The 26458-nt window shown below is 64.3% G+C and carries 20 protein-coding genes and 1 other annotated feature; of the genes, 6 read left to right on the forward strand and 14 right to left on the reverse strand.

The window, feature by feature from the left end; genetic code table 11:
- Positions 1–25 precede the first annotated feature (25 nt).
- The 3 genes from H9X91_RS07555 to H9X91_RS07565 form a co-directional block, all read right to left on the reverse strand.
- Positions 26–862, reverse strand: coding sequence for a prephenate dehydrogenase (locus H9X91_RS07555; protein WP_204804013.1), 837 nt, complete (start codon positions 860–862; stop codon positions 26–28).
- 3 nt (positions 863–865) lie between these two features.
- Positions 866–1879: a 3-deoxy-7-phosphoheptulonate synthase gene (gene aroF, locus H9X91_RS07560; RefSeq protein ID WP_204804015.1), complete on the reverse strand. Its 1014-nt coding sequence runs from the start codon at positions 1877–1879 to the stop codon at positions 866–868.
- Positions 1880–2214: 335 nt separating this feature from the next.
- Positions 2215–2775, reverse strand: coding sequence for a zinc dependent phospholipase C family protein (locus tag H9X91_RS07565; RefSeq protein ID WP_204804017.1), 561 nt, complete (start codon positions 2773–2775; stop codon positions 2215–2217).
- 198 nt (positions 2776–2973) lie between these two features.
- Between H9X91_RS07565 and H9X91_RS07570 the strand changes: the two genes are divergently transcribed.
- From H9X91_RS07570 to H9X91_RS07580, 3 genes are all read left to right on the forward strand, one after another.
- On the forward strand, positions 2974–4326 hold the full coding sequence (locus H9X91_RS07570; RefSeq protein WP_204804019.1) for an acetyl-CoA hydrolase/transferase family protein: 1353 nt from the start codon (positions 2974–2976) through the stop codon (positions 4324–4326).
- 239 nt (positions 4327–4565) lie between these two features.
- A complete protein-coding gene (locus H9X91_RS07575; protein ID WP_204804021.1) occupies positions 4566–4928 on the forward strand; it encodes a CidA/LrgA family protein in 363 nt (120 codons plus the stop codon).
- Complete coding sequence (locus H9X91_RS07580; RefSeq protein ID WP_204804023.1) at positions 4925–5614, forward strand: LrgB family protein; 690 nt, start codon at positions 4925–4927, stop codon at positions 5612–5614. Before H9X91_RS07575 ends, H9X91_RS07580 begins: the two co-directional genes overlap by 4 nt.
- Positions 5615–5669: 55 nt before the next feature.
- On the opposite strand, the gene H9X91_RS07585 is transcribed toward H9X91_RS07580, so the two are convergent.
- From H9X91_RS07585 to H9X91_RS07605, 5 genes are all read right to left on the reverse strand, one after another.
- Positions 5670–7757 carry a glutamine synthetase III family protein gene (locus H9X91_RS07585; protein ID WP_204804025.1) on the reverse strand — a complete coding sequence of 696 codons (2088 nt, stop codon included), beginning with the start codon at positions 7755–7757 and terminating at the stop codon, positions 5670–5672.
- 83 nt (positions 7758–7840) lie between these two features.
- Positions 7841–9424, reverse strand: a complete 1584-nt coding sequence (gene asnB, locus H9X91_RS07590; protein ID WP_204804027.1) for an asparagine synthase B — start codon at positions 9422–9424, stop codon at positions 7841–7843.
- A 47-nt stretch (positions 9425–9471) separates the two neighbouring features.
- Positions 9472–9715 (reverse strand) — a binding site (T-box leader).
- Between the two features lie 221 nt (positions 9716–9936).
- On the reverse strand, positions 9937–11355 hold the full coding sequence (purB, locus tag H9X91_RS07595; protein WP_204804029.1) for an adenylosuccinate lyase: 1419 nt from the start codon (positions 11353–11355) through the stop codon (positions 9937–9939).
- Positions 11356–11539: 184 nt separating this feature from the next.
- Entirely contained in the window at positions 11540–12814 is a 1275-nt protein-coding gene (locus tag H9X91_RS07600; RefSeq protein ID WP_204804031.1) for an adenylosuccinate synthase, read from the reverse strand.
- Positions 12815–12948: 134 nt separating this feature from the next.
- Entirely contained in the window at positions 12949–13728 is a 780-nt protein-coding gene (locus tag H9X91_RS07605; RefSeq protein WP_204804033.1) for a class I SAM-dependent methyltransferase, read from the reverse strand.
- A gap of 181 nt (positions 13729–13909) precedes the next feature.
- On the opposite strand from H9X91_RS07605, the gene H9X91_RS07610 reads away from it, so the two are divergent.
- The 3 genes from H9X91_RS07610 to H9X91_RS07620 all read left to right on the forward strand — a co-directional run bounded on the left by H9X91_RS07610 (position 13910) and on the right by H9X91_RS07620 (position 18973).
- Positions 13910–15394: a DUF1846 domain-containing protein gene (locus tag H9X91_RS07610; protein ID WP_204804035.1), complete on the forward strand. Its 1485-nt coding sequence runs from the start codon at positions 13910–13912 to the stop codon at positions 15392–15394.
- Between the two features lie 1007 nt (positions 15395–16401).
- Complete coding sequence (locus H9X91_RS07615) at positions 16402–18570, forward strand: Tex family protein (protein WP_204804037.1); 2169 nt, start codon at positions 16402–16404, stop codon at positions 18568–18570.
- A 13-nt stretch (positions 18571–18583) separates the two neighbouring features.
- Positions 18584–18973, forward strand: coding sequence for a metallopeptidase family protein (locus tag H9X91_RS07620; RefSeq protein WP_204804038.1), 390 nt, complete (start codon positions 18584–18586; stop codon positions 18971–18973).
- Between the two features lie 57 nt (positions 18974–19030).
- On the opposite strand, the gene H9X91_RS07625 is transcribed toward H9X91_RS07620, so the two are convergent.
- The 6 genes from H9X91_RS07625 to H9X91_RS07650 all read right to left on the reverse strand — a co-directional run bounded on the left by H9X91_RS07625 (position 19031) and on the right by H9X91_RS07650 (position 26222).
- On the reverse strand, positions 19031–19804 hold the full coding sequence (locus tag H9X91_RS07625) for a nucleoside phosphorylase (protein ID WP_204804040.1): 774 nt from the start codon (positions 19802–19804) through the stop codon (positions 19031–19033).
- Between the two features lie 52 nt (positions 19805–19856).
- On the reverse strand, positions 19857–20555 hold the full coding sequence (locus H9X91_RS07630) for a YoaK family protein (protein ID WP_243414480.1): 699 nt from the start codon (positions 20553–20555) through the stop codon (positions 19857–19859).
- 158 nt (positions 20556–20713) lie between these two features.
- Positions 20714–22255, reverse strand: a complete 1542-nt coding sequence (gene guaA, locus H9X91_RS07635) for a glutamine-hydrolyzing GMP synthase (protein WP_207752464.1) — start codon at positions 22253–22255, stop codon at positions 20714–20716.
- A gap of 41 nt (positions 22256–22296) precedes the next feature.
- Entirely contained in the window at positions 22297–22875 is a 579-nt protein-coding gene (locus H9X91_RS07640; protein ID WP_204804042.1) for a xanthine phosphoribosyltransferase, read from the reverse strand.
- Positions 22876–23075: 200 nt separating this feature from the next.
- A complete protein-coding gene (locus tag H9X91_RS07645) occupies positions 23076–23897 on the reverse strand; it encodes an Mrp/NBP35 family ATP-binding protein (RefSeq protein ID WP_204804043.1) in 822 nt (273 codons plus the stop codon).
- A gap of 99 nt (positions 23898–23996) precedes the next feature.
- Complete coding sequence (locus H9X91_RS07650; protein ID WP_243414481.1) at positions 23997–26222, reverse strand: ATP-binding protein; 2226 nt, start codon at positions 26220–26222, stop codon at positions 23997–23999.
- Positions 26223–26458 lie beyond the last annotated feature (236 nt).

The raw sequence follows: 26458 nt of genomic DNA on the forward strand, positions 1-26458 counted from the left end.
CTGCGCAGCGGCGGCCGAAAATGGATCAGTTGCCGCCGGCGGTGGCCTTCAGCTCCCGGCCCTCCTTCAGCAGGTCGTGGAGCCGCTGGGCGTCCCTGTCCTGCAGGGCGTTGCGGTAGTCCGTCAGGTGGCCGATCAGCTCGTCCAGCTCCTTTGTCAGGAAGTCCTCGTCGTCCAGGAACAGCTCCGTCCACATGTCCTCGTCCAGCCGGGCCACACGGGTCATGTCCTGGAAGCTGCCGGCGGAGAAGCCGCGGCGGCGCTGGGCCTCCGGCGACTTCACGTAGGCGCTGGACACGATGTGGGCCAGCTGGGAGGTGAAGGCGATGATGCGGTCGTGCTCCTCCGGGGTGGAGAAGGTGAGGCCCGCAAAGCCCAGGTCCAGGAAGAAGGCCTTCAGGGTCTCCAGCAGCCGCATGTCCGTCCGCTTGTCCGGCGTCAGGATCATGGAGGCGCCCACGTACAGATCCTCGGTGGAGGCGGTGAAGCCGCCCCGCTCCCGTCCCGCCATGGGGTGGCCGCCGATGTAGGCAAAGCCGTACTGTTCCGCGACGGGGGCGATGGAAGCCACCACGGTCCGCTTCACGCCGCACAGATCCACCAGAATGGCGGACTTGGAGATCAGCGGCGCATGCTGCCGGACCCACTCGATGGCGGCGCCGGGCCGGATGGCCACCAGGATCAGCTCCGCCTGGGGCAGGTTCTCCTCCGTCAGAGGGGCGTCGATGGCGCCGCACATCCGGGCCATGGTCATGGTCTCACTGTTCAGGTCCGCGCCCCAGACCGTGTGGGCGGTGCGGTTTTTGATGCTCTTGGCCATGGACCCGCCGATGAGGCCCAGGCCGACGATGGCGACATTCATGGCTCATTCCTCCACGGTCTGCATGAAGCCGTGGAGCTTCAGCAGCTTGCGGGCCAGCTTGTCGAAGGCCTCCGGCTTCAGGGACTGGGGCCCGTCGCACAGGGCGTGGGCCGGATCGTTGTGGACCTCGATCAGCAGGCCGTCCGCGCCGGTGGCCACGGCGCCCATGGCCAGGGGGTCCACCAGCCAGCTCTTGCCGGTGGCGTGGCTGGGGTCGATGATGATGGGCAGATGGGTCAGCTTCCGCAGCACGGGGATGCAGGCCAGGTCCAGGGTGTTGCGGGTGTAGCTCTCAAAGGTGCGGATGCCCCGCTCGCAGAGGATCACATTCTCGTTGCCGCCGGCCATGACGTACTCGGCGCTCATCAGCCACTCCTCATAGGTGGCGGACATGCCCCGCTTGATCATGACGGGCTTGTCCTGATGGCCCACGGCCTTGAGCAGGTCGAAGTTCTGCATGTTCCGGGCGCCGATCTGGATCACGTCTACGTCCTTGAAGAGGGGCAGCTGGCTCAGGTCCATCAGCTCGGAGACGATGGGCAGGCCCGTCTCCTGCCGGGCCACCTTCAGGTACTCCAGGCCCGTGGCGCCCAGGCCCTGGAAGGAGTAGGGAGAGGTCCGGGGCTTGAAGGCGCCGCCCCGCAGCATGGTGGCGCCGCTGGCCTTTACCGCCTTGGCGATGGCCACCACCTGCTCCTCGCTCTCCACGGAGCAGGGACCTGCCATCAGGGTCAGGCTGCCGCCGCCGATCTGGGTATCGCCCACCTTCACTACGGTGTCCGCCGGATGGAACTTCCGGTTGGCGTTCTTGTAGGGCTCCTGGACCCGCTTCACGTCCTCCACAATGTCCAGGGCGGCGATCAGGTCGATGTCCAGCTGGCTGGTGTCGCCCACCAGGCCCAGGATGGTGTGGGCCTCACCGATGCTGGTGTGGATGATGATGCCCTTTTCCTGGAGCCAGGCGATGAGGCTCTCCAGCTGGTCCCGGTTGGGATTGGGTTTCAGAACGACGATCATATGGGATTCCTCCTACGAAATAAGTTGGCCGGTACAAAAAAGACCCGCAGCCGGTTCGGCTGCGGGTCGTCATGCACTGATAGCCTTTTACAAAGCGTCAGACACGATCACGCACGTTTTCAGCCAAACCCAAATAAGCCTTACCCATAAAGTAGGTAAAGCTAAAGTAGCGGTATTCGGCGGAACGGGTGATGTTGGTCATGACAGGGATTCCTTTCTGCTACTCTTTCTGGTTTCAGAATAACACCAGAAAAAGCAAATGAAAATTGACAATGCTTCCAAAGAATGAAAATGGATGGCTCCGGGCTATGTGCGGTTTCCCCAAAGCGGGGGGATCAGGCTGCTGCGGCGGCGGGCACCGGCATGCAGCCGGCCATCAGCATGGAGGTGGCCTTCAGGATAAACTGCACATCCTTGCGCATATCCGCCACACCGGCCATGTACTGGCGGTGCAGCTCCTGCAGGGCGCTCACCACGTCCTGGCGGAACTTCTCCTGCCGGATGGCGCGCTTGGCCAGGTACTCCTCCAGATAGGACCGGAGGTCGGTCTCATACTGGTGGTGGCAGAGCATGCTGTCGGGATAGTTTTCGTTGTGGGGATAGGTGAAAGCGTCTGCCAGATAGTGGGTCAGCTTGCCAAGGGTGTAATACTGCCACATGGTCCAGCGCTCACGGCGCTGGAGGCGGGAGATGCGGGAGTAGATGTAGCGCTGGGAATTGGAGTAGTTATGCCCCCGGAACTTATAGGCCCGCAGGGAGCCCTTGAGATAGGTCAGGGGGTTGCAGTCCGGCTGAAAGGAGCCGAACAGGAAAGCAAGCTCGAATCGTCTGGCCTGGAATCCCTGGACATTTTCCAGAAGAGTGGCGGCCAGCAGTTTGTGACTGCGCTTCTGCAAGATGCACCTCCATGAAAAAAAATCAAGAACAACGCAAGTATAGCATGCCGGTCCGCCGGGCGCAAGCAAAAAAACATAAAATTTGTGTGAACTAACCTGATAAAAAAGAGGATTGTGCCGGGACGGAATGTGCGGTACAATGAAAAACAGCGCCGAACCGGATGACCCTCCGGAAATGCGCGGCAAAGGAGAATGATGATGACGACACTGACCACCACCCGACGGGGACGCTGCGCGGGGATCAAAGACTGGCAGGCTCAGTACCAGGCGCTGCAGATGACTGCCCGGGAGGCGGCGGAGCTGATCCGGGACGGGGATGTCCTGGCGTTTGCGGCCATGGCCAACTGGCCGTGGGAGCTGGACAGCGCCCTGGCGGAGCGCCTGCTGAAAACAGGCGGCCATGTGGCCATCCACGGCCATTTCATCCCGGCGGGGACCCGGCTGCTGACGCCGGAGCTGGCAGGCCAGGTGACCTATGACTCCAACTTCTACGGTGTGGAGCGGAGCCTGGCGCCCATGGGGAACGTCCGCTTCGTCCCCACCAACCTGAGCCAGACCGTGGACTGGCTCAGGTCCCGAAAGCCCCGGGTGGCGGCCCTGACCTGTTCGCCCCCGGACGCAGACGGGTGGATGAGCCGCTCCCTGTGGGCGGCGTCACTGCACCGGAGGCTGCTTGAGCAGTGCGAGCTGGTGCTGGTGGAGGTGAATCCCAGGCTGCCTGACATCGCCAGCGACGGAGCGTGCCACACCCGCCTCCATGTCTCGGAGGTGGACGGGATCATATCCTCAGACCGGCCTCTGGTGGAGACGCCCGTCGCGGCCGGGAACGAGGCGGACCGCCGCATCGCCGGCTACATTGCGGAGCTGGTGCCGGACGGCGCCTGCCTCCAGCTGGGGCTCGGGGGCCTTGCCAACATCGTGGGAGAGTGTTTGGTCCACGCGGGGAAGCGGGACCTGGGCATCCAGACGGAGGTGCTGAGCACCGGCGTCATGGAGCTGATGCGCAGCGGTGTGGTGAACAACAGCCGCAAGCAGACCTGCCCCGGCCGAACGGTATGCGGCCATCTGGTGGGCGGGCAGGAGCTGTGGGACTTTGCCGGCGGCAATCCGGTCTTCTGCCAGCGGGAGCTCAGCTGGGTGAACGACGCCCGGAACATCGCCCGGAACGACCGGGTGATCTCCGTGAACAACGCCCTGGAGATCGACCTCACCGGCCAGGTGAACGCCGAGTCCATCGGCCCCCGGCAGTACTCCGGCACCGGCGGCCAGCTGGAGTGGATCCTGGGCGCCCAGTGGTCTGAGGGGGGCAAGAGCATCCTGGCCCTCCGGTCCAGCTACCGGGACAAGGCAGGGGTGCTCCGCTCCAAGATCGTGCCCCAGCTGACTCCCGGCAGCGTGGTGACCACGCCCCGCACCTGCGTGCAGTACGTGGTGACGGAGTACGGCGTGGCGGACCTGAAGTACAAGAGCACACTGGAGCGGGCCCGGGCGCTGATCGCCATCGCCCATCCGGACTTCCGCCGGGAGCTGGAGCGGCAGATGCCTCTCTGAGTGCCACGGCCCGCCGCTGTCCGCAGGAGATCTTTTGGACGACCTGGACAAGGCCCCGCCTCTGCAAGGCGGGGCCTTGTGCGGTTTTGCTGAAATTTGCCCCGGCGGCTCAAAAAGAGAGCGGAGGGATTTGACATTCTCCTGCCGCCTCCGTAGAATAAAAAAGTTAAAAAATCCGCGTCTGCTGAAAAGACGGCGCAAAGAAACGCGGCGGGGGACCGCCGGGAGAGGCGGCTGTTTTGAAACTTCTGACCCAAATCGGCATCATCTTCGGCATCTGCTGGATCAGCGCCTGCATCGAACAGGTGCTGCCCTTCACCCTGCCGGCCAGCATCATCGGCATGCTGCTGCTCCTGCTTCTGCTGCTTGCGGGCGTGGTGCGGACAGAACACATCCGGGAGAAATCGGACTATCTGCTGGGAAATCTCCCCTTCTTCTTCATCCCCGCCGGCGTCAGCATCCTGAACTATGTGGACGTGCTGCGGGAGAATCTGGCGGCGCTGATCGTCATCTGCACCGTGTCTCTGGCGGCCACCTTTGCCGTCACGGTGTGGACCGTGCGGCTCACCAGCCGCCTGCTGGAGAGGGGGAAGCGGAGATGAGCGCCCTGTGGGAGTCCCCCTTCTTCGGGGTGACGCTGACCATCCTGGCCTACTGGGCGGGATGCAGGATCCAGAAAAGGACCGGCCTTGTGATCTGCAACGGCCTGGTGCTGGCGGTGGGGATGATCGTCGCCGTGCTGGTGATCTTCGACATCCCGTATGAGGCCTACAACGCCGGCGGCAGCCTCATCAACCTCTTTCTGGGGCCGGCCACGGTCTGCCTGGCGGTGACCATCTACGCCCAGATCGACCAGCTGAAGAAGAACCTGCTGCCCATCCTGGCGGGCTGTGCGGCGGGGGCGCTGACCTCCGTGCTCAGCATCTGGGGGCTGTGCCGTCTGTTCGGCCTGGACCGGGAGCTGACGGTCTCCCTCCTGCCCAAGTCCGTCACCACCCCCATCGCCACGGCACTGGCGGAGGGTCAGGGCGGCATCGTATCCATCACCGTGGCGGCGGTGATCTACACCGGCATCCTGGGGAATCTGTGCGCCCCGTTCCTGATCCGCCTGTTCCGGGTGAAGGACCCGGTGGCGGCGGGACTGGGCATCGGCGCCTGCAGCCACGCCATGGGCACCGCCCGGGCCCTGGAGCTGGGAGAGACGGAGGGCGCCATGAGCGGCCTTGCCATCGGCCTGTGCGGCATTGTCACCACGCTGGTCGTGCTGTGTCTCGGCGGGCTGCTGTGAAAGCGCAGGGCAGAAGAGAAGGTCCCGGCCAAAGGCCGGGACCTTCTTGCGGATTTTACACGTAGAACAGCAGATCGCTGTACACCGGGAAGGGCCAGTAATCGGAGGCGGTCAGCGTCTCCAGCTGGTCGGCGGCCTCCCGGGCTTTCGCCATATCCGGGATCAGCACATCGTGGCAGTAGTTCATGGCCGCAGTGGCGTCGGCGGGGATGGCGTCCAGGTCGGCCTCCATTTTGGCGCAGATCTCCTGCAGGGCGTCCGTCAGGGCGGCGATCTCCTTGGCGGTGGAGGTCTCATACTGGCGGGAGACACCCATGGCGTCCTTGTGATAGGCCCGCTGGCACAGATCGTCGGCGTACTTGGAGACGGCAGGCAGGATCTGGTGGCGGATCATGTCCGCCATGGTCTTGGCCTCAATGGTCAGGACGGTGGAGTAGTTCTCGATGTGGATCTCGGCCCGGGCCTCGATCTCCCCCTTGGTGTAGATGCCGTGGTTGATGAACAGATCCATGTTCTTCTGGGCGGTGTACACGGGCAGGGCATCGGCGGTGGAGGTCAGGTTGTACAGGCCCCGCTTCTTGGCCTCCTCCAGCCAGGCGTCGTCATACCCGTTGCCGTTGAAGATGATCCGCTGATGCTCGGTGAAGACCCGGCGGATCAGCTTCTGCAGGTCCGCCTGGAAGTCCCGGGAGGGCTCCAGCTCGTCGGCGAACTGCTTCAGCTCCTCGGCCATGATGGTGTTCAGGGCGATGTTGGGACCGGAGATGGACTGGGAGGCGCCCAGCATCCGGAACTCGAACTTGTTGCCGGTAAAGGCCATGGGAGAGGTGCGGTTGCGGTCCGTGTTGTCCTGCCGGATGGCAGGCAGGGCATCCACGCCGATCTCCAGGGTCCGCTTGCCGGCGCTCTGGAAGTCCGTGTCGTGGATGATGGACTCCACCACAGCGGACAGCTCATCGCCCAGGAAGATGGACAGCACGGCGGGCGGCGCCTCCTGGGCGCCCAGCCGGTGGTCATTGCCGGGGAAGGCCACTGTGGCCCGCAGGAAGTCCTGATAGTCGTCCACGCCCTTGACGAAGGCCGCCAGGAACAGAAGAAACCGGGCGTTCTGCCGGGGCGTGGAGCCGGGCTTGAACAGGTTCTTGCCGGTGTCGGTGGACAGGGACCAGTTGTCGTGCTTGCCGGAGCCATTGACGCCGGCAAAGGGCTTTTCGTGCAGCAGGCACACCAAGCCGTGGCGGTCTGCCACCTTCTTCATCATCTCCATCACCAGCTGGTTCTGGTCGCAGGCGGAGTTGGCGTCGGTGTAGATGGGGGCCATCTCGTGCTGGGAGGGGGCCACCTCATTGTGCTTGGTCTTGCTGAGCACGCCCAGCTTCCACAGCTCCTCGTCCAGATCCTTCATATAGGCGGCCACCCGGGGACGGATGGCGCCGAAGTAGTGGTCCTCCAGCTCCTGGCCCTTGGGGGGCTTGGCGCCGAACAGGGTCCGGCCGCACATCCGCAGATCCTCCCGCTTGGCGTACTGGGCCTTGTCGATTAGGAAGTACTCCTGCTCCGGGCCCACCTGAGCCACCACCCGCTTGGTCTCCGTGTCGCCGAACAGCCGCAGGATGCGGACCGCCTGACGACTGACCTCCTCCATGGACCGCAGCAGGGGGGTCTTTTTGTCCAGAGCCTCGCCGGAGTAGGAGCAGAAGATGGTGGGGATGCACAGGGAGCCCTCCTTGATGAAGGCGAAGGAGGTGGGGTCCCAGGCGGTGTAGCCCCGGGCCTCGAAGGTGGCCCGCAGACCGCCGGAGGGGAAGGAGGAGGCGTCGGGCTCGCCCCGGACCAGCTCCTTGCCGGAGAACTCCATCATGATCTTGCCGCCGCCGGCGGGGGCGATGAAGCTGTCGTGCTTCTCGGCGGTGACGCCGGTCATGGGCTGGAACCAGTGGGTGTAGTGGGTGGCGCCCTTCTCCACGGCCCACTGCTTCATGGCCTCGGCGATCTCATTGGCGGTGGAGATGTCCAGCGGGGTCCCATCCGTGACACAGGTCTTCCAGGCGCCGTAGGATGCGGACGAGAGGCGCTCTTTCATGGTCTCCTCGTTGAAGACCATGCTGCCGAACAGTTCGGGGAGCTTCATAGTGGTACTCATGCGTTTCATCCTCCTGTATTGATCAAATGGTATCGTATCATATCCGATATGGGAAACTCAATAGGCTCCCGGCGTTTTGCGGTTTATTTGCCGCTGTCGCCGTAGTTGGACAGGACCCGGGCGGAGGGATCGTCCACATCGCAGCCCTCCCAGGACTTGTTGGGCATCCAGAAGTCCCGGATCATCCGGGCCTGGCCGGGGTAATACTGCTCGAAGATCTCCCGGTACAGCAGGCTCTCCTTGGTGAAGGGGGGGCAGTAGTCGTACTTGCGCCGCAGCGTCTCGAATTCGAGGTCCGTGTATTTCTCCTCGGCGTAGGCCTTCAGGTCGTCCACCATGGAGTGGCCCACCGCGTCGGAGAAGGCGGCCTTCTGCCGCCAGAGGATGCTGTCCGGCAGCAGGTGGTCTTTTTCAAAGGCGTGGCGCAGCAGATACTTGCCCATGTGATAGGTGTTCTGCTTCAGCTTGGGATCCACGCGCATGACGTATTTCACGAAGTCCAGGTCGCCGAAGGGCACCCGGGCCTCCAGGGAGTTGACGGAGATGCACCGGTCCGCCCGCAGCACGTCGTACATGTGCAGCTCATCCACACGCTTCTTGGACTCGGCCTGGAAGGCCTCGGCGCTGGGGGCGAAGTCCGTGTACTTGTAGCCGAAGAGTTCGTCGGAAATCTCGCCGGTCAGCAGCACCCGCACGTCTGTCCGCTCGTGGATGGCCTTGCAGCAGAGGTACATCCCCATGCTGGCCCGGATGGTGGTGATGTCCCAGGTGCCCAGGGCGGCGATGACGATGGGCAGCGCCGCCAGGACCTCCTCCCGGGTCATGTAGACCTCCGTGTGGTCGGCGCCCATGAACTCCGCCGCCTCCCGGGCGTATTTCAGATCGATGGCGTCCGTGTCCATGCCGATGGCGAAGGTGCGGATCTTCTTCCCCAGCACCACCGAGGAGATGGCACACACCAGGGAGGAGTCCAGCCCGCCGGAGAGCAGGAAGCCCAGGGGGGCGTCCGCGTCCAGCCGTTTGTCCACGGCGGCGATCAGCTTGTTGCGGATGTTGCGGCAGACGGTCTCCAGATCGTCGGCGGAATACTGGGTGACAGTGGTGAGATCCGCGTACCGGACGAATCTCCCGTCCGCGTAGTAGTGTCCCGGCGGGAAGGGGCAGATCTCCCTGCACAGCCCCACCAGGTTCTTCGGCTCGCTGGCAAAGACGATGGCGCCGGCGCGATCATAGCCGTAGTACAGGGGCCGGATGCCGATGGGGTCCCGGGCGGCGATGAGATCGCCCTTTTTGGCGTCGTAGATAATCAGGGCGAACTCTGCGTCCAGCTTGGCGAACATGTCCAGGCCGTACTCTTTGTACAGGGGCAGCAGGATCTCGCAGTCGCTGCCGCTTTGGAACTGGTAGCCTTTTTCCGCCAGCTGCCGCTTCAGGGGACGGAAGCCGTAGATCTCGCCGTTGCAGACCACGTAGCTGCCGTCCAGCTCAAAGGGCTGCATGCCCGCCTCTGTCAGACCCATGATGGCCAGCCGGTGGAAGCACAGCCAGCCGGACGGGGTCTCGATGATCCGGGACATGTCCGGCCCCCGGGAGCGGGTCCGGTCAAAGAAGGGCAGCAGCTCTTCTTTCGTGTGGGTCTTTCTGGAAAAGCCCATGATCGCGCACATAAATAAAAGCACCTCCGGATATTGAAAAACGCAGCTTCCTCCTAAAATTTTAGGACGAATAGCTGCGATCCGCGGTGCCACCTAATTTGCCCCCGTATGGGGACCCCTTTCAAAGCTCCAACAAGCCCGTGTGAGATAACGATCACAACTCGTCGCACTTACTGACGGAGACCCGCGTTCAGATTGCAGCTACGGAGTGTTCTTCCCGTGGACTCTTTGTGCGGGGTTCCCACTGTCTCCCGCTCACTGAACCGGAACTTCCACGGTACTTTTCTCCATCAACGCCTTTGCTGATGTCTGATTGTCCTCGATTTGGAATCGATGGTAGCAGTGTATCACCGCAGTTGCGGAGATGTCAACGTCGAAATAGACAAAATCAGCCTGCTTTTTTCGGCAACCTTTTTCTGGAAAGTCCAGCGGCAGCCTCCTCCCGGCGCCTCCTGCCGGTAAACGGCACCGGCGCCCCGCCCGCCGGGAAGGCGGCGGTCAGGGCGCCGGGATGGGCTGATCGATCAGAGGCTGATCTCCGGGATCTCCCGGCTGGCGCCGGAGAGCAGGGGCCGCACCTGGGCCAGGAACGCGTCCACCTGCTCCGGGCAGCGGCCGATGTACAGCTTCGGATCCAGCACGGCCTCCATCTCCGCCTCCGTCATGCCGAAGGCGGGCTCCGCCGCGAGACGGGAGAGCAGGTCGCAGGGCTCCCCCTCCTTCATTTTGGCAGTGGCGGCCATGGAGCAGGTGCGGATGATCTCGTGGAGCTGCTGCCGGTCCCCGCCCCGCTTGACGCCCTCCATCATCAGGTTCTCCGTGGCGATGAAGGGCAGGTACTCCCGGCAGGTCCGGTCCACGATCTTCTCGTTGACATGGAGTCCGTCGGTGACGTTTTGGGCCAGGCGCAGGATGGCATCGGCGCACAGGAAGCCCTCCGGCATGGAGATGCGGCGGTTGGCGGAGTCGTCCAGCGTCCGCTCCAGCCACTGGACGGAGGCGGTCATGGGGGCGTTCATGGCATCCGCCATGAGATACCGGGCCAGGGAGCAGATCCGCTCGGACCGCATGGGATTGCGCTTGTAGGCCATGGCGCTGGATCCGATCTGGTTCTTCTCGAAGGGCTCCTCCACCTGCCGGTCGTGCTGCAGCAGGCGGATGTCGTTTGCCATCCGGTAGCAGCTCTGAGCGATGGCGGAGAGACAGTTCAGGATGCGGCTGTCCGCCTTCCGGGGATAGGTCTGGCCGCAGACGGAGAAGCACTGGTCAAAGCCGAACTCCGCGGCGATCTGCCGGTTCATCTCGTCGATCTTGGCGGTGTCCCCGTCGAAGAGGTCCACGAAGCTGGCCTCCGTGCCGGTGGTGCCCCGGCAGCCCAGGAACTTCATGTGGGAGAGCACGAAATCCAGCTCCTCCAGATCCGCCAGAAGGTCCTGCATCCAGAGAGTGGCACGCTTGCCCACCGTCACCAGCTGGGCGGGCTGATAGTGGGTGTAGCCCAGGGTGGGGGTGCCCTTGTAGGTGTCGGCGAATTCGGCCAGGTTGGACACCACCGCCAGCAGCTCCCCCCGGAGGTACCGCAGGCCCTCCCGGTAAAGGATGAGGTCCGCGTTGTCGGTGACATAGCAGCTGGTGGCCCCCAGGTGGATGATGCCGGCGGCGGAGGGGGCCGCCTTGCCGTAGGTGTACACGTGGGCCATCACATCGTGGCGGACCTCTTTCTCACGCTGCGCCGCCATATCATAGTCGATGTCGGTGACGTGGGCCTCCAGCTCTGCCACCTGCTCCGCCGTGATGGGCAGGCCCAGATCGTGCTCCGCCCGGGCCAGGGCCACCCACAGCCGCCGCCAGGTCTGAAAGCGCATGTCCGGGGAGAACAGGTGCAGCATGAACGCCGAGGCATACCGGGACGCCAGGGGGGATTCGTATTTGTCCTTGGACATAGGAAGGACCTCCTTTTCCACAGAAAATCGATGTTGAAAAAATTAGGAATTAGGAGCTAGGAGTTAGGGATTGAGGTGTCCGGCACAGCCGGACAGATTTCATTCGATCGTCGCCGAAGGCGACTCCACAATTCCTAATTCCTCATTCCTAATTCCTAACGAAGAAACGCGCACAGAATCCAGCTTATCTTACAATGATAGAATCTCTTTCGGGACCCACGGAGACGTAGGTGATGCGGCAGCCGATCTCCCGCTCCACATACTCCACATAGTCCCGGGCCGCCTGGGGCAGATCCTCCCAGGTCCGGACGCCGGAGATGTCGCACTTCCAGCCGGGCATAGCCGTCATCACCGGCTTGGCGTCCGGCAGCACGGCGGGGAAGGGGAAGTCGTCGGTCTCCTGGCCGTTCAGCTCATACCGGGCGCAGATGGGGATCTGGTCCATGTAGCTCAGCACGTCCAGCTTGGTCAGGGCGATGTCCGTGGCCCCCTGGCACTGGATGCCGTACCGGGTGGCCACGATGTCGATGGGACCCACCCGGCGGGGCCGGCCGGTCTTGGCGCCGTATTCGCCGCCGGCCTCCCGCAGCTGCTCCGCCTCCTGGCCGAACCACTCGCAGGTGAAGGGGCCCTCGCCCACGCAGGAGGAGTAGGCCTTCACCACGCCGATGACCTTGTCCAGCTTGGCGGTAGGCAGGCCGGAGCCCACCGGCGCATAGGCGGCGATGGGGTTGGAGGAGGTGGTGTAGGGGTAGATGCCGTAGTCCAGGTCCCGCAGAGAGCCCAGCTGGGCCTCGAACAGGATGTTCTTCCCCTCGTTCTGGGCCTGGCGCAGATAGGCGCCGGTGTCGCAGATGAAGGGCTTGATCTTCTCGCCGAAGTCCGCCGCCCAGGCCTTCAGGTCATCCAGGGTGTAGGGCCTGGCACCGTAGACCTTCTCCAGCGTCAGGTTCTTCCATTCCAGAATGCCTGCCAGGTGGTCCCACAGCTTGTCCGGGTACAGCAGCTCACCGGCCATGACGGTCTTCTTCTGGTACTTGTCGGAGTAGAAGGGAGCGATGCCCTGCTTGGTGGAGCCGTACTTCTTGTCCGCCAGGCGGGCCTCCTCCAGGGCGTCCAGATCCCGGTGCCAGGGCAGCAGCAAAGACGCCCGGTCGCTGATCTTCAGGTTCTCCGGCGTGATGGCCACGCCCTTGCCGGTGACATCCGCGATCTCTGTCCACAGGCTTTCGCAGTCCAGGGCCACGCCGTTGCCCAGGATGTTCACCACGCCCTTGCGGAAGATGCCGGAGGGCAGCAGATGCAGGGCGAACTTGCCGAACTCGTTCACCACGGTGTGGCCGGCGTTGCCGCCTCCCTGATAGCGGACCACCACGTCATAGTCAGCGGTGATCAGGTCCACCATGCGGCCCTTGCCCTCGTCGCCCCAGTTGATTCCCACGATGGCACAATTTGACATATCCCAAAACCTCCCGGTCTATATTTATACGGAAAAAACGTCTCAGGCCGGGCACACATACCCAACCTTTCTTATTATATCGGTGCAAATCTTATAAGTAAAGAACAACCTCGTTATGCCGGGGATAAATTTCTCTAATAGGTCGACCTTTCCGGCGCCTCGACCGCGGGAGCTCCTGCATAGACCAACGTCTCATTGGGCTGGAGCAGCAGGCCGTTCTGGGAAAACTGGCCGAACAGATCCTCCAGCGCCGCCAAATAGGCGGGATAACCGGCATCCCCCTCCCGCAGGGAGTAGGAGCTGGAAAAGCACCGCCGCAGAAAGCGGTCCCGGTCCAGTGTCAGGGGGTTGGGGAACCGCCGCTTCTCGTACCGTCCGCCGAAGAATGCCCGGATGCGGGGATCATCTTCCGCCATCCCGCCGCTGAAGCCCCGAAAATCCGGGCAGTGGACCCGAAAGAGCCCGGCCAGCGCCTGGTTGACCGGCGCGTCCGTCCGGATGTTCCAGATGAGATAGACCTGCCCGCCGGGGCGCAGGATCCGGCGGCACTCCCGGGCAAAGGCACCGCCGTCGAACCAGTGGAACGCCTGGGCGGCTGTGACGAAGTCCACGGACCGGTCCGGCAGCCCCGTGTCCCGGTCCGTGCCGTTCCGGGAGGTGAAGCGGGGATCCGCTCCCAAAAGCGATTCTGCCGCGCTCCGCATATCCCTGTTGGGCTCCACGCCGCAGACGCGGAATCCTGCCGCCAGCAGCTGGGCGGACAGCTTTCCGGTGCCGGAGCCCACGTCCGCTGCGGCAAAGTCCCCCGGCGGCGTGTATAGGGTCTCCAGCCAGTCCAGAAGTCCCTGAGCATAAGAGGGCCTGCCCGCCTGATAGTCTTCCTGCCGCCCGGTGAAGCGGTCCGTGTGGTCCATGGTACGACCTCCGTTTCCTGTTTTCCGATTTGTATCCCGATTGTATCATGGCGCAGCGCGATCCGCAAGCCGCGGCCGGACCGAGATGGAAAAGACCCGGTTCTCCACTTCCAAAACGGCACGGGGTGTGATATACTATCAACCGGATTTTGATCAAACAGAGAGAAAAGGGGAAGATCGTATGCCGGCCATCGGTTTTGACAATCAGAAGTATCTCACCACCCAGTCCGAGCAGATCAAAAAGCGCATCGCCCAGTTCGGCGGCAAGCTGTATCTGGAGTTCGGCGGCAAGCTGTTCGACGACTACCACGCCTCCCGGGTCCTGCCGGGATTCGAGCCGGACAGCAAGATCCGCATGCTCCAGCAGCTGCAGGATGATGTGGAGATCCTCATCGCCATCAACGCCGCGGATATCGAGAAGAACAAGGTCCGCGGGGACCTGGGCATCACCTATGACGACGACGTGCTGCGGCTGATCGACATCTTCCGGGGCATGGGCTTTTATGTGGGCGGCGTGGTGATGACCCGCTACAGCGGCCAGGGGGCGGCGGACGCCTTTTTGAAGCGGCTGACGGCTCTGGGCATCCGGTGCTACCGCCACTATCCCATCGCCGGCTACCCCTCCGACGTACAGCACATCGTCAGCGACGAGGGCCTGGGAAAGAACGACTACGTGGAGACCACCCATCCCCTGGTGGTGGTGACGGCGCCGGGCCCCGGCAGCGGCAAGATGGCCACCTGCCTGAGCCAGCTCTACCACGACTACAAGCGGGGCATCCGGTCCGGCTACGCCAAGTTTGAGACATTCCCCATCTGGAATCTGCCCCTGAAGCACCCGGTGAACCTGGCCTATGAGGCGGCCACGGCAGACCTGAACGACGTGAACATGATCGACCCCTTCCACCTGGAGGCCTATGGCAAGACGGCAGTGAACTACAACCGGGACGTGGAGATCTTTCCGGTGCTGAACGCCATTTTTGAGAAGATCCAGGGCACATCTCCCTACCAGTCTCCCACGGACATGGGCGTGAACATGGCGGGCAGCTGCATCTGCGACGACGAGGTGTGCTGCGCCGCCAGCCGGATGGAGATCCTGCGGCGGTACTACACCGCCTGCGCAGAACGGCTGCGGGGCAAGGCCGGGGACGAGCCGGTGCGGAAGCTGGAGCTGGTGATGCAGCAGGCGAACGTCACCCCGGAGATCTGCCCGGCGGTGTCCGCGGCCCTGCTGAAGGCGGAGACCACCGGCGGCCCCGCCGGCGCCATGGTGCTGCCGGACGGCCGGGTGGTCACTGGCAAGACCTCCGATACCCTGGGGGCGGCCTCCGCCCTGCTGCTGAACGCATTGAAGGCTGTGGGCGGCATCGGCGACCAGTTCGAGCTGATCTCCGCCCAGGTGCTGGAGCCGGTGTGCCGGCTCAAGACGCAATACCTGGGCCACAAGAACCCCCGTCTCCACACGGATGAGGTGCTGATGGCCCTGACCATCTCCGCCCTTACCAATCCCCTGGCGGAGCTGGCCCAGCAGCAGCTGCCCAAGCTCCGGGGCTGCGACGCCCACTTCACGGTGATCCTCAGCGATGTGGACGAAAACCTTCTGCGGCGGCTGGGCATCAACGTCAGCTGTGAGGCACGGTACGAGACGAAGAAGCTGTATCACAAATAAGAAGGGCGATCTCCGAGCTGGGGATACGCCGCTTGGAATATGGGGCTCCGCTTTCCGGAGGGAAGGGACTGGTGAAAGGCGTCCCTTCGGAGAGGCGGGGGCCGCCGTTCGGCGGCCTCGGGGGTCTGGCTCCCGCCAGGGGGTTGTTCCCACAGGGATGCGCCCCCCATTCTCTTTTTGGTCTTGCCCAAAAAGAGAATGCGCCGCGCCCGGTGGAAGAGAAAAAGGCGCTTCGGCGGGTCGGTCTGCGCCAGCGCAGACCTCCTGCCGCCGGCGGGGGAAGGCTGGCACTTCCTTGTAGAAGTCAGGGACGGAAACGTCCGGCCCTTGGGGAAACCTTTGGCCCGGGGAGGTCTGGGATACATCCAGCTTCTCTTTTCGCTGCCGCTGGCCGGTTGTTGATGAGAGCTGTAGCATGGGCCAACGCAACAGCCCCTATGCCTGTCCGGGCAGCGCGTAGCGACTGCGCAGCCGTTGGCGGCTTTGCCGCTTACGGATGCGGCGTGCCCCTTGCGGGCAAGCGGAACGCGCGGAAGGAGGAGCCAGTGGAACACTGGTGACGGAAATACTGGGAGCGCCGCAGCGCGAGACAGTAAAAGAGAAGCTGGTCAAATGCGTTCTTGCACCCCGACGACCTCCGCACCATCCGCCACGGGACGGCAGTACCGACCTCGCAGAAGACCCAAGCGTGCCCGAAGGCAAGGCCAAATCGGCGCTTGCACCGATACGTCGCCCCCCGTCGCGCGGAGGGCCACTGCACCGGAGCGCGCCAACGCTTTTCTCTTTGGACCGTGCACGGCCCGTTTCTCTTTTGGCACGACAAAAGAGAAATGGGGGGTGCATCCCCGTTGGACAAGCCCCCCTGCGGGAGCAGATCCCCTCCCGGCCGCCGTTCGGCGGCCCCTCCCCACCCAGCAGCGGGTGCATCTGTCCAGCCATCCCAATGACCGTATTTCCCTGGCGGCAGACAGCCGCCCCATTTCACAGAAAAGGAAGGATCACGCCCCATGCAGGACATCATCCAACAGCTGGCAGCTGAACTGAACAAGGATCCCCGCCACGTGGAAAACGTGGTCCGCCTTCTGGACGAGGGCAACACCATCCCCTTCATCGCCCGGTACCGCAAGGAGCTCCACGGCGCCATGGACGACACCGCCCTGCGGACACTGGAGGAGCGGCTCCAGTACCTGCGGAACCTGGCGGACCGCCGGGAGGCGGTGAAGAAGGCCATCGAGGAGCAGGGCAAGCTGACGGATGCGCTCTCCGCCGCCATCGACGCCGCCCAGACCCTGGCGGAGGTGGAGGACCTGTACCGCCCCTACAAGCAGAAGCGCCGCACCCGGGCCACCGCCGCCCGGGAGAAGGGGCTGGCGCCCCTGGCGGAGGTGCTGTTCGCCCAGGGCCCGGACTGCCCGGACCCGGCGGCGGAGGCCGCCCGGTATGTGGATGCCGAAAAGGGCGTGGAGACGGCGGAGGACGCCCTGGCCGGCGCCTCCGACATTATCGCCGAGACCATCAGCGACGACGCGGCCCTCCGCAAGACCCTCCGGTCTCTGCTGGAGCGGGAGGGCAAGCTCTGCTCCCAGGCGGCGGTGGAGGAGGACTCTGTCTACCGGCTGTACTACGACTTCGCCCAGCCCCTCTCCCGGCTCCAGGGGCACCAGGTGCTGGCCATCAACCGGGGGGAGAAGGAGAACTTTCTGAAGGTCCGTGTGGAACTGGACCGGGATCGGGCCCTCCAGACCGTCCGGCGCCACGTGATCGTCCCCGGCAGCGCGGCCATGGAATTCGTCAAGGCCGCGGCGGAGGACGCCTATGACCGCCTGATCTTCCCCGCCCTGGAGCGGGAGGCCCGCTCCGCCCTGACGGACCAGGCGGACGAGGGGGCCATCGGCCAGTTCGCCCTGAACCTGAAACCCCTGCTGATGCAGCCGCCGGTGAAGGGCAAGGTCACCATGGGCCTGGACCCGGGATACCGGATGGGTTGCAAGGTGGCGGTTGTGGACGGCACCGGTAAGGTGCTGGACACCGCCGTGGTCTACCCCACCTACGGCGAGCGGCAGGAGAAGGAGGCCATCGCGACGCTGGCAAAGCTGATCCGGAAGCACGGTGTGGAGCACATCGCCATCGGCAACGGCACCGCCAGCCGGGAGACGGAGCAGATGGCGGTGAAGCTGATCCATCAGGTGAACGAGGCCGGCGCCCACGTTAGCTACATGATCGTCAGCGAGGCCGGCGCCAGCGTGTATTCCGCCAGCCCCCTGGCGGCGGAGGAGTTCCCCCAGTACGACGTGAATCTGCGGTCCGCCGTGTCCATCGCCCGGCGGCTCCAGGACCCTCTGGCGGAGCTGGTGAAGATCGACCCCAAGGCCATCGGCGTGGGGCAGTACCAGCACGACATGCCCCCCAAGCGGCTGGACGAGGCCCTGAACGGCGTGGTGGAGGACTGCGTCAACGCCGTGGGCGTGGACGTGAACACCGCCTCCCCCTCCCTGCTCCAGCGGGTGGCGGGGCTGAACGCCGCCACGGCGAAAAATGTGGTGGCCTACCGGGAGGAAAACGGCCCCTTCACATCCCGCAAGCAGATCCTGAAGGTCCCCAAGCTGGGCCCCAAGGCCTTTGAGCAGTGCGCCGGCTTCCTGCGGGTGCCGGAGAGCAAGAGCATCCTGGACAACACCGCCGTCCACCCGGAGAGCTACGGCGCGGCAGAGAAGCTGCTCTCCCTCACCGGCCACTCCCTTGCGGACGTCCGGGACGGGAAGCTGGGGGACCTGAACGCCCAGATCAAGGCCTATGGCGAAGAGAAAGCGGCGGAGGCCTGCGGCGTGGGTGTGCCCACGCTGCGGGACGTGGCAGCGGAGCTGATGAAGCCCGGCCGGGACATCCGGGACGAGCTGCCCAAGCCCATCCTCCGCACCGACGTGCTGGAGATGAAGGACCTGAAGCCCGGCATGGTGCTGACGGGCACGGTCCGCAACGTCATCGACTTCGGTGTCTTCGTGGACATCGGCGTCCACCAGGACGGCCTGGTCCACATCTCCCAGGTGTCCAAGAAGTTCATCAGGCACCCCTCCGAGGTGGTATCCGTGGGCGACATCGTCCAGGTTGTGGTGCTGGAGGTGGATGAGAAGAAAAAGCGCATCAGCCTCTCTATGAAGCAGGCGCCCAAGGCGTGAGGAGGAAGCGGCCATGACGATGATGACCATCGATCAGGTGAACGACCTGCTGGACGACATGGCGGACAGCTTTCCGGAGGAACTGTTCGACGGTCTCAACGGCGGCATCAACCTGCTGGAGGAGGCCAGGCCGGACCCGGAATTCCCCCAGGGGGAGATGTATATCCTGGGGGAGTACTGCGATGACTGCCTGGGCCAGTACATCAACCTGTACTACGGATCCTTCGCCGCCCTGGCGGAGCGGGAGGACTGGGACGAGCAAACCTGGGAGGACGAGCTGTACACCACCCTCTCCCACGAGCTGACCCACCACATGGAGGGCCGGGGCGGGCTCCACGCCCTGGACGACCGGGACGCGGCGGAGCTGGAGGAATACCGCCGGGAGTACGGCGGGGAGACATGATGAAACAGAACCGCCCCGTGCCACAGGCACGGGGCGGTTTTGATATCCGGAGGGAGATCAGCCCTTGTCCTGCCGGATGATCCGGCGCAGGGCCTCGATGGCGGAGAGGATGGGCTTTTGGATGCTGTCGGTGGGATAGACGTCGGCGCTGTTGCGCTTGGAGACGGACCCGTCGAAATTGGTGGCGGACACCAGGATGGAGGCGGTGCGCACGCCCAGGCTGGCGCCCACGGAGAAGAGGATGGACTCCTCCATGGAGGTGCAGACGGCGCCGCCCCGGACGTAGCTCTGCCAGCGGCGGATCAGCTCGTCGGCCACCGGCTTCGTCTCCGGCTCCGTCTGGGTGTAGAAGGAGTCCTTGGTGATGCTGACGCCCACCGTGGTGTGGAAGCCCAGGGAGACGGCGCTCTCCTCCAGGGCCTTCAGCAGCTGGTAGCTGGGCACGGCGGGGAACTCCAGGGGCAGGTAGTGGCGGCTGGTGCCGTCCATGCGGACGCTGCCGCTGACCACCACGATGTCGCCGCACTGAACGTCGGCGCAGGTGGAGGCACAGGTGCCCACCCGGATGAAGGTGTCCGCCCCGCACTTGTGGAGCTCCTCCACACAGATGGCGGTGGAGGGGCCGCCGATGCCGGTGGAGGTGACGGTGACCCGCTCCCCCTCCAGCGTGCCCTCCCAGGTGGTGAATTCCCGCTTCCGGGTCACCATGCGGGGGTTGTCCAGATGGGCGGCGATCAGCTCGCACCGGTCCGGGTCCCCGGGGACGATGGCGTAGCGGCCCGCCTCTCCGGGGGCCAGGTTCACATGGAGCATTTTGGCGTTTTCAGACATATGACAGACATCCTTTCCCGAATTTCCCGAATATGATCAGAGGCGCAGAGGATCAGCGTCCCTCGGCCTCTTCCCGGATCTCCTGGCCGAACATCAGCAGAAAGCTGACGGCCAGCAGCCCGCAGCTGGCCCAGATGGCCCGCCGCCCCCACAGCTGAGAGACGGCGCCGCCCAGCCCGGCGCCCAGGGCAAAGATGAGGATCACCGCGAAATAGCGGCCGGATCTCCGCAGGGCGGTCCGGTCCCGGGTGTCCCAGTAGGCGCAGAGGGCATCCACCCCGCTGCGGAGATTGCCGATGCACATGGTGCTGGCGTAGGCACTGCCGTTGACCTTGCGGAAGGCCTGGACCTGCATGGCACAGGTGAAGGACACCAGCGCGTTGGCCAGCGGGTCCGCGGCCGGCGGCAGGAATCCCACGGCAAAAAGCAGAACGATCTCCGCCAGAGCCACCAGCTGCCGCCAGTGGAGCCGGGAGATCCCCTGGCAGCGGCGGCGGACCGCCTCTGCGGCAAAAACACCCAGTGCAAAGGCCAGCAGCGGGATCAGGTAACGCAGGACCCCGGCGAGGTCTCCTGCAAAGGCGCGCTGGCTCATCAGCACGATGTTCCCGGTCTGGGCATTGGCGAACACACCGCCCCGGACACAGTAGGTATAGGCGTCCTGCAGACCGCCGGAGAGCGTCAGAAAGACCATGGTGGAAAAGGCCTCTGACATCTGGCCGTGGCAGGCACCGGGACTGTGTCTGTGCATGGGAACCTCCCCCCTTTCCCGGTCAGACTTCTGAAGCAGTATTATAATATGGAGGACGGGAAAAGGCAAGCCCGCTCCTGCAGACCGTCCAGTCGAAGCAGGCAAAGCAGCGGCAGATGGCCGCCAGGCCACCTGCCGCTGCTGTCATAAAGATCCAATTATTCCCACTCAATGGTTGCCGGGGGCTTGCTGGTGATATCGTACACGATCCGGTTGATGTGGGGCACCTCGTTGACGATGCGCACGCTGACACGGTCCAAGACCTCGTAGGGAATACGGGTCCAGTCGGCGGTCATGAAGTCCGTGGTGGTGACGGACCGCAGGGCCAGGGTGTAGTCGTACGTCCGGCCGTCGCCCATGACGCCCACGGAGCGCATGTTGGTCAGCACCGCGAAGTACTGGCTCATGGTGCCCTCCAGATGGGCCTTGGCGATCTCGTCCCGGAAGATGAAGTCCGCCTGGCGCAGGGTGTCCAGCTTCTCCTTGGTGATCTCACCGATCACCCGGATGGCAAGGCCCGGGCCCGGGAAGGGCTGGCGCATCACCAGGTACTCCGGCAGGCCCAGCTCCCGGCCCAGCTGACGGACCTCGTCCTTGAACAGCATCCGCAGGGGCTCGATGATCTCCTTGAAGTCCACATAGTCCGGCAGACCGCCCACGTTGTGGTGACTCTTGATGACGGCGGCGTCGCCGGTGCCGGACTCGATCACGTCGGGATAGATGGTGCCCTGGACCAGATAGTCCACCTGGCCGATCTTCTTGGCCTCCGCCTCAAAGACCCGGATGAACTCCTCACCGATGATCTTCCGCTTGCGCTCCGGCTCCGTGACCCCGGCCAGCTTGCCCAGGAACAGGTCCTCGGCGTTGGCCCGGACGAAGTTGATGTCCCACTTTTTGAAGGCGGCCTCCACCTCGTCGCCCTCGTTCAGGCGCATGAGACCGTGGTCCACGAACACGCAGGTCAGCTGGCTGCCCACGGCCTCGGCCACCAGGGCCGCTGCCACGGAGGAGTCCACGCCGCCGGACAGGGCCAGCAGGACCTTGCCGTCCCCGACCTTCTCCCGGATCTGGCGGATGGCGGTCTCCTTGTAGTCGCCCATGGTCCAGTCGCCCGCCGCGCCGCAGACCTCGTACAGGAAGTTGCGGATCATGTCGGTGCCGTGCTCCGTGTGGTTGACCTCGGGATGGTACTGGACGCCGTAGAAGCCCCGGCTCTCGTCACAGATGGCCACGTTGGGGCAGGCGCCGGAGTGGGCCACCAGGGCGAAGCCCTCCGGCACCTTCTCCATGTAGTCGCCGTGGCTCATCCAGGTGATGCCCTGGGCGGGCAGACCCTTGAAGAGCCTGCAGGATGTGTCGAAATACGTCTCGGTCTTGCCGTACTCCCGGGCGGAGTCATCCTGGGCCTCGGTGACCCGGCCGCCCAGGTTGTGGGCCATCAGCTGGCAGCCGTAGCAGATGCCCAGGATGGGCACGCCCCAGGTGAAGATGGCCGGGTCCACCTGGGGGGACTTGGGATCATACACGCTGTTGGGGCCGCCGGTGAAGATGATGCCGATGGGCTCCATGGCGCGGATCTGCTCCAGCGGGGTGGTGTAGGGCTTCACCTCGCAGTAGACGCCGCACTCCCGGACCCGGCGGGCGATCAGCTGGTTGTACTGCCCGCCGAAGTCCAGCACGATGACAGTCTGGTGAGACAAGGGGATTCCTCCTTTGTGTAAATTCGGTTCAGGCGAAGGGCTCAGTCCTCGTCCCGGAAGACGATGTTGCCGGGCTCGGCGGACTCGATGATGGCCAGGGACTTCAGGTTCACGCCGGCGGCCCGCAGCCGGTCGCCGCCGCCCTGGAAGCCCTTCTCCACGGCGCAGCCGATGCCCACCAGCGTGGCGCCGGCGGCATCGACGATGTCGCACAGGCCCCGCATGGCCTCGCCGTTGGCCATGAAGTCGTCGATGATCAGCACCTTGTCGTCGGAGGAGAGCCACTCCTTGGACACCAGCAGGGTCACCTTCTTCTTATAGGTGTAGGAGAAGATGTCGCTCTGGTACAGGCCGCCCTCGATGTTGTCGCTCTTGGCCTTCTTGGCGAAGATCATGGGCTTGTGGTAATGCTGGGCCACGATGGCGGACAGGGCGATGCCGCTGGCCTCGGCGGTGAGGATCACGGTGACCTCGTCCATGTTGAAGTGCTTGCCGAACTCCTCGGCGATGTGGTCCATCAGCTCCGTGTCGATGCGGTGGTTCAGGAAGCCGTCCACCTTGATGATGTTGCCGGGCAGCACCTTGCCCTCTTTCACAATGCGGTCCTTCAGTTCCTGCATGGGTGATTCCCCCTTGATCTCTCTGTATTTTGCATGATTTTATGCCAAATTTGATCTTTTTCCTATTATCTCGAATCCTGCTGCATTTTGCAACTGTTTTTGCCCACAAAATGCGGGGCCTCTCTCCGGTGGATTTGCATAGGACGGACAAAAAGGAACAAAAGCCGCACCGTGGATGGACACAGTGCGGCCGTTGTGTTTTACTTCCCCTCCAGCTTGTCGGCGGCCTGGTCCAGCCAGCTGCCCTGGAAGGATTCGATGTCCCCGGCGTCGGTGAGAGCGGCCAGGGCCGGATCGATGGGCATCTCCGCCAGCACGGGCAGGTGATGGCGCTCCGCGGCCTGGGCGGTCTTGCCCTGGCCGAAGAGGTAGATCTTCTTCCCGCAGTCCGGGCAGGCCACATAGCTCATGTTTTCCACCAGACCCACGATGGGGACCTCCATCATCTCCGCCATTTTGACGGCCTTCTCCACCACCATGCTCACCAGCTCCTGGGGGGAGGCCACGATGACGATGCCGTCCAGGGGGATGGACTGGAACACGCTGAGAGACACGTCGCCGGTTCCCGGCGGCATGTCCACGAACAGATAGTCGCAGTTCCACAGCACATCGGTCCAGAACTGCTGGACCACGCCGGAGATGACCGGGCCCCGCCAGATGACCGGGTCCGTCTCATTGGGCAGCAGCAGGTTGGTGCTCATCACCTGGATGCCGGTTTTGGACACCATGGGATACAGCCCCGCCTCACTGCCCATGGCCTGGCCGTGGATGCCGAAGGCCTTGGGGATGGAGGGGCCGGTGACGTCGGCGTCCAGGACGCCCACCTGGTAGCCCCGGCGGCGCATGGTGACCGCCAGCTGGCTGGTGACCATGGATTTGCCCACGCCGCCCTTGCCGGACACGACGCCGAACACTTTGCCGATGTGGGCCTCGGGATGGTGCTCCTTCAGCAGGGACTGGGGCTCCTGCCGCTCGCTGCAGCTCTCGCCGCAGGTGGAGCAGTCATGGGTGCATTCGCTCATAATACGGATATCTCCTTTTTTCGCTTCCGCGTGATCTAACAAGGTCTCAGGCGCCCGGGCACCATTCTATTTTAAATGTGTACCGGCGCAATCCATATCTTATACCTCTTCCCCCGCATCCGTCAACCGCTGGATGGAAACTTCGCCGTCTCCGGCAAAAAATTCCGCCTCCCGGCTGTGGCAGGTGAAGAGCAGGATCTGCCGGTCCCCAGCGGCCTCCTTCAAAAACCGCAGGGCGGCGGCGCAGCGCCGGTCGTCGAAATTGGCCAGGGCATCGTCCAGCACGATGGGCACCTGCTTTTCCGGCGGCAGCACCAGGTCGCAGATGGCCAGCCGCACCGCCAGATACAGCTGGTCCAGCGTCCCGGCGGAGAGCAGCGCCGCGTCCCGGAACACCGGATCCCCCGCCGGCTCGGCGGAGAGGCGGAAACTCCGGTCCAGCACCACGCCGCTGTAACGGCTGCCGGTGAGCTGGGCGAAGATCTCGGCGGCCCGGCGGCCCAATTCCGGGGAGAACCGGTTCTGCAGGGCGGTGTTGGCCCGCTCCAGCGTCTCCATGGCCAGGCGGATGGCGCTGTACTCCGCCTCCAGCCCGGCCCGCTGTTCCTCCAGCGCCGCCCGGCGGGCCCGAAGGTCCTCAGGATTTTTCAGGGCTTGGAGCTGGCCGGTGAGATGGTCCGCCGCCGACCGGGCCTGGGCCAGAGCGGCCCGGGCCGCCTCCAGATCGGCGGAGACGGCCTCCCGGCTCCGGACCGGGGCGGGGGGCTCGTCGGCGGGGACGTCCGCCTCCGGCGTCTGCTGGGCCTGGAGGTCACAGCGCAGCCGGGCCTCCCGGGCGGCGGACTCCACCTCCGCCAGCTCCTTCCGGCGGACGGCGCAGGAGCGCAGCAGCTGATCTGCCGTTGGGATGTCAAAGGCTCCCGGGGCAAAGCGCCGGACCTCCAGCAGGATGCCCTGCTCGTTGGAGGTCAGCGTATTATATAAGGTATCTGCGGCCGCGGACTTGGCGTTGGCGTTGGCCTGGGCGGCGTCCCGGGCTTCCCACAGCTTGGCGTAAGCGGCGGCCTGCATCCGCAGTTCGGCAGCGGAGGAAACACCATGCTTTTTCAAAAACGCGGAGGTCTCTTTCTGCCACTTGTGATTCTTATAGATGGGAATAACCAGAGCGCCGATGGCGCAGGGAATGCCATAGAAAATAGCATCCGCAAAGGCATCATTCATGCCAAGAATACTGATGATGCTTAAAATTAAGGCAAGGGCCCCCAGAAAAATAGAGGGCAGCAGCTCACTGAGCGGCCAGGGGGCGGAATCGGGAACGGAGGCGGCGGATTTCCGAGCCTCCTCTGCTGTTTGCCCGGCAAAGGGGCTCTCGTTGACGGCGGCCTCCGCCCGCAGCAATGCCTTCATGGCCTCGTCCCGCTCCGACCGGGCCTTGTCCACGGCCTTTCGGGTGGTCTCCAGATTGACGATGGCGCCCCGCAGCCGGGCGATGGTCTCGTTCTCCGGGATCTGATCCCTTTGGAGCTGTTCCCGCACCTGGGCGGCACGGTCCTCTGCCTGCCGGGCGGCTTCTGCCGCATCCGAGAGCACCCGGCGGCGCTGGGCGGCCTCCCAGCGGTCACAGGCGGCCAGCTCGCCCTGAACGGATTCCACCCGCACGGCCAGGGCTTCTGCCTGGGCACGGGCGTCAGCCAGCTGCCGGGCCAGCGCACTGCTGTCAGCCAGCTGCCGCTCCAGGTCCGCCAGCTCCGCCTCCAGCGCCGGGAGCTGGCCGGTCCTGTTGTGCCGGCGGCGGTTCAGCTGCTTTTTCAGGGCTTCCGCGGCCTCTGTATAAGAGGTGCCCTCCTCCCCTGAGGAGATCAGGGCGGCGACGCGCCGCTCCAGTTCGGCGTCCTGGCTGATGGACAGGCCGTTCTGCCGGATGAAGGCGCTGCGCTCGAACACCTCCCGGCTGATGCCCAGCAGCGACTCTCCGCAGCCGGTGCCGGTCAGGCCCGGCACCGGCTCGTTGGTGCCCGTGTAGACGGCGGCGAATTCCCCCATGGGGCTGGTCTGACGGCGGGTGGCGCGGGTCAGCGTCAGTTCCCCCAGGTCCGTGGAGCAGTCCATCCGGCCGGACATGGAGACGCCGGACCAGGGGGCGAAGCGGTTCTTGTCCGCGATGAAGCCCGCCCGGTCCCGCTCCCGGCTGTTGATGCCATAGAGGATCGCCAGCAGAAACGCGCACCAGGTGGACTTCCCTGTTTCATTGGGCGCCTGCAGGATATTCAGACCGTCCTGCAGCTCCAGTGTGCTGCCCCGCAGCTTTCCGAAGGTGGCGGTCATGCGATGGATTCGCAGAGAGATCCCTCCTAATCTAATGTATAGTTCCATGTTCACAGGACATTATAGCACTGGAACCCCGGTTTGCCCAGCCTGATTTGAGGAGCGGAAATGCGTCCTCAAAAAGGGAGCGAAAAAAGGTGAAAAAAGGTATTGACAAAGAGGGAAGGATTTGGTATTCTAACAAAGCTGTCGGCGCGGTGGTGAGCCGCGGCGGAGAGCGGAAGAAAAAAGCTCTT

The organism is Oscillibacter valericigenes, from assembly GCF_016902445.1.
GTDB classification, from domain to species: domain Bacteria; phylum Bacillota; class Clostridia; order Oscillospirales; family Oscillospiraceae; genus Oscillibacter; species Oscillibacter avistercoris.

What these genes read in the sequence shown, in the direction of transcription:
- H9X91_RS07650 (WP_243414481.1), bottom strand. Translation starts at nt 26,222, where the DNA reads ATGACCGCCACCTTCGGAAAGCTGCGGGGCAGCACACTGGAGCTGCAG.
- H9X91_RS07620 (WP_204804038.1), top strand. Translation starts at nt 18,584, where the DNA reads ATGACGATGATGACCATCGATCAGGTGAACGACCTGCTGGACGACATG.
- H9X91_RS07555 (WP_204804013.1), bottom strand. Translation starts at nt 862, where the DNA reads ATGAATGTCGCCATCGTCGGCCTGGGCCTCATCGGCGGGTCCATGGCC.
- H9X91_RS07610 (WP_204804035.1), top strand. Translation starts at nt 13,910, where the DNA reads ATGCCGGCCATCGGTTTTGACAATCAGAAGTATCTCACCACCCAGTCC.
- H9X91_RS07600 (WP_204804031.1), bottom strand. Translation starts at nt 12,814, where the DNA reads ATGTCAAATTGTGCCATCGTGGGAATCAACTGGGGCGACGAGGGCAAG.
- H9X91_RS07580 (WP_204804023.1), top strand. Translation starts at nt 4,925, where the DNA reads ATGAGCGCCCTGTGGGAGTCCCCCTTCTTCGGGGTGACGCTGACCATC.
- H9X91_RS07625 (WP_204804040.1), bottom strand. Translation starts at nt 19,804, where the DNA reads ATGTCTGAAAACGCCAAAATGCTCCATGTGAACCTGGCCCCCGGAGAG.
- H9X91_RS07615 (WP_204804037.1), top strand. Translation starts at nt 16,402, where the DNA reads ATGCAGGACATCATCCAACAGCTGGCAGCTGAACTGAACAAGGATCCC.
- purB (WP_204804029.1), bottom strand. Translation starts at nt 11,355, where the DNA reads ATGTCCAAGGACAAATACGAATCCCCCCTGGCGTCCCGGTATGCCTCG.
- H9X91_RS07585 (WP_204804025.1), bottom strand. Translation starts at nt 7,757, where the DNA reads ATGAGTACCACTATGAAGCTCCCCGAACTGTTCGGCAGCATGGTCTTC.
- H9X91_RS07570 (WP_204804019.1), top strand. Translation starts at nt 2,974, where the DNA reads ATGACGACACTGACCACCACCCGACGGGGACGCTGCGCGGGGATCAAA.
- H9X91_RS07605 (WP_204804033.1), bottom strand. Translation starts at nt 13,728, where the DNA reads ATGGACCACACGGACCGCTTCACCGGGCGGCAGGAAGACTATCAGGCG.
- H9X91_RS07645 (WP_204804043.1), bottom strand. Translation starts at nt 23,897, where the DNA reads ATGAGCGAATGCACCCATGACTGCTCCACCTGCGGCGAGAGCTGCAGC.
- asnB (WP_204804027.1), bottom strand. Translation starts at nt 9,424, where the DNA reads ATGTGCGCGATCATGGGCTTTTCCAGAAAGACCCACACGAAAGAAGAG.
- H9X91_RS07640 (WP_204804042.1), bottom strand. Translation starts at nt 22,875, where the DNA reads ATGCAGGAACTGAAGGACCGCATTGTGAAAGAGGGCAAGGTGCTGCCC.
- H9X91_RS07630 (WP_243414480.1), bottom strand. Translation starts at nt 20,555, where the DNA reads ATGCACAGACACAGTCCCGGTGCCTGCCACGGCCAGATGTCAGAGGCC.
- aroF (WP_204804015.1), bottom strand. Translation starts at nt 1,879, where the DNA reads ATGATCGTCGTTCTGAAACCCAATCCCAACCGGGACCAGCTGGAGAGC.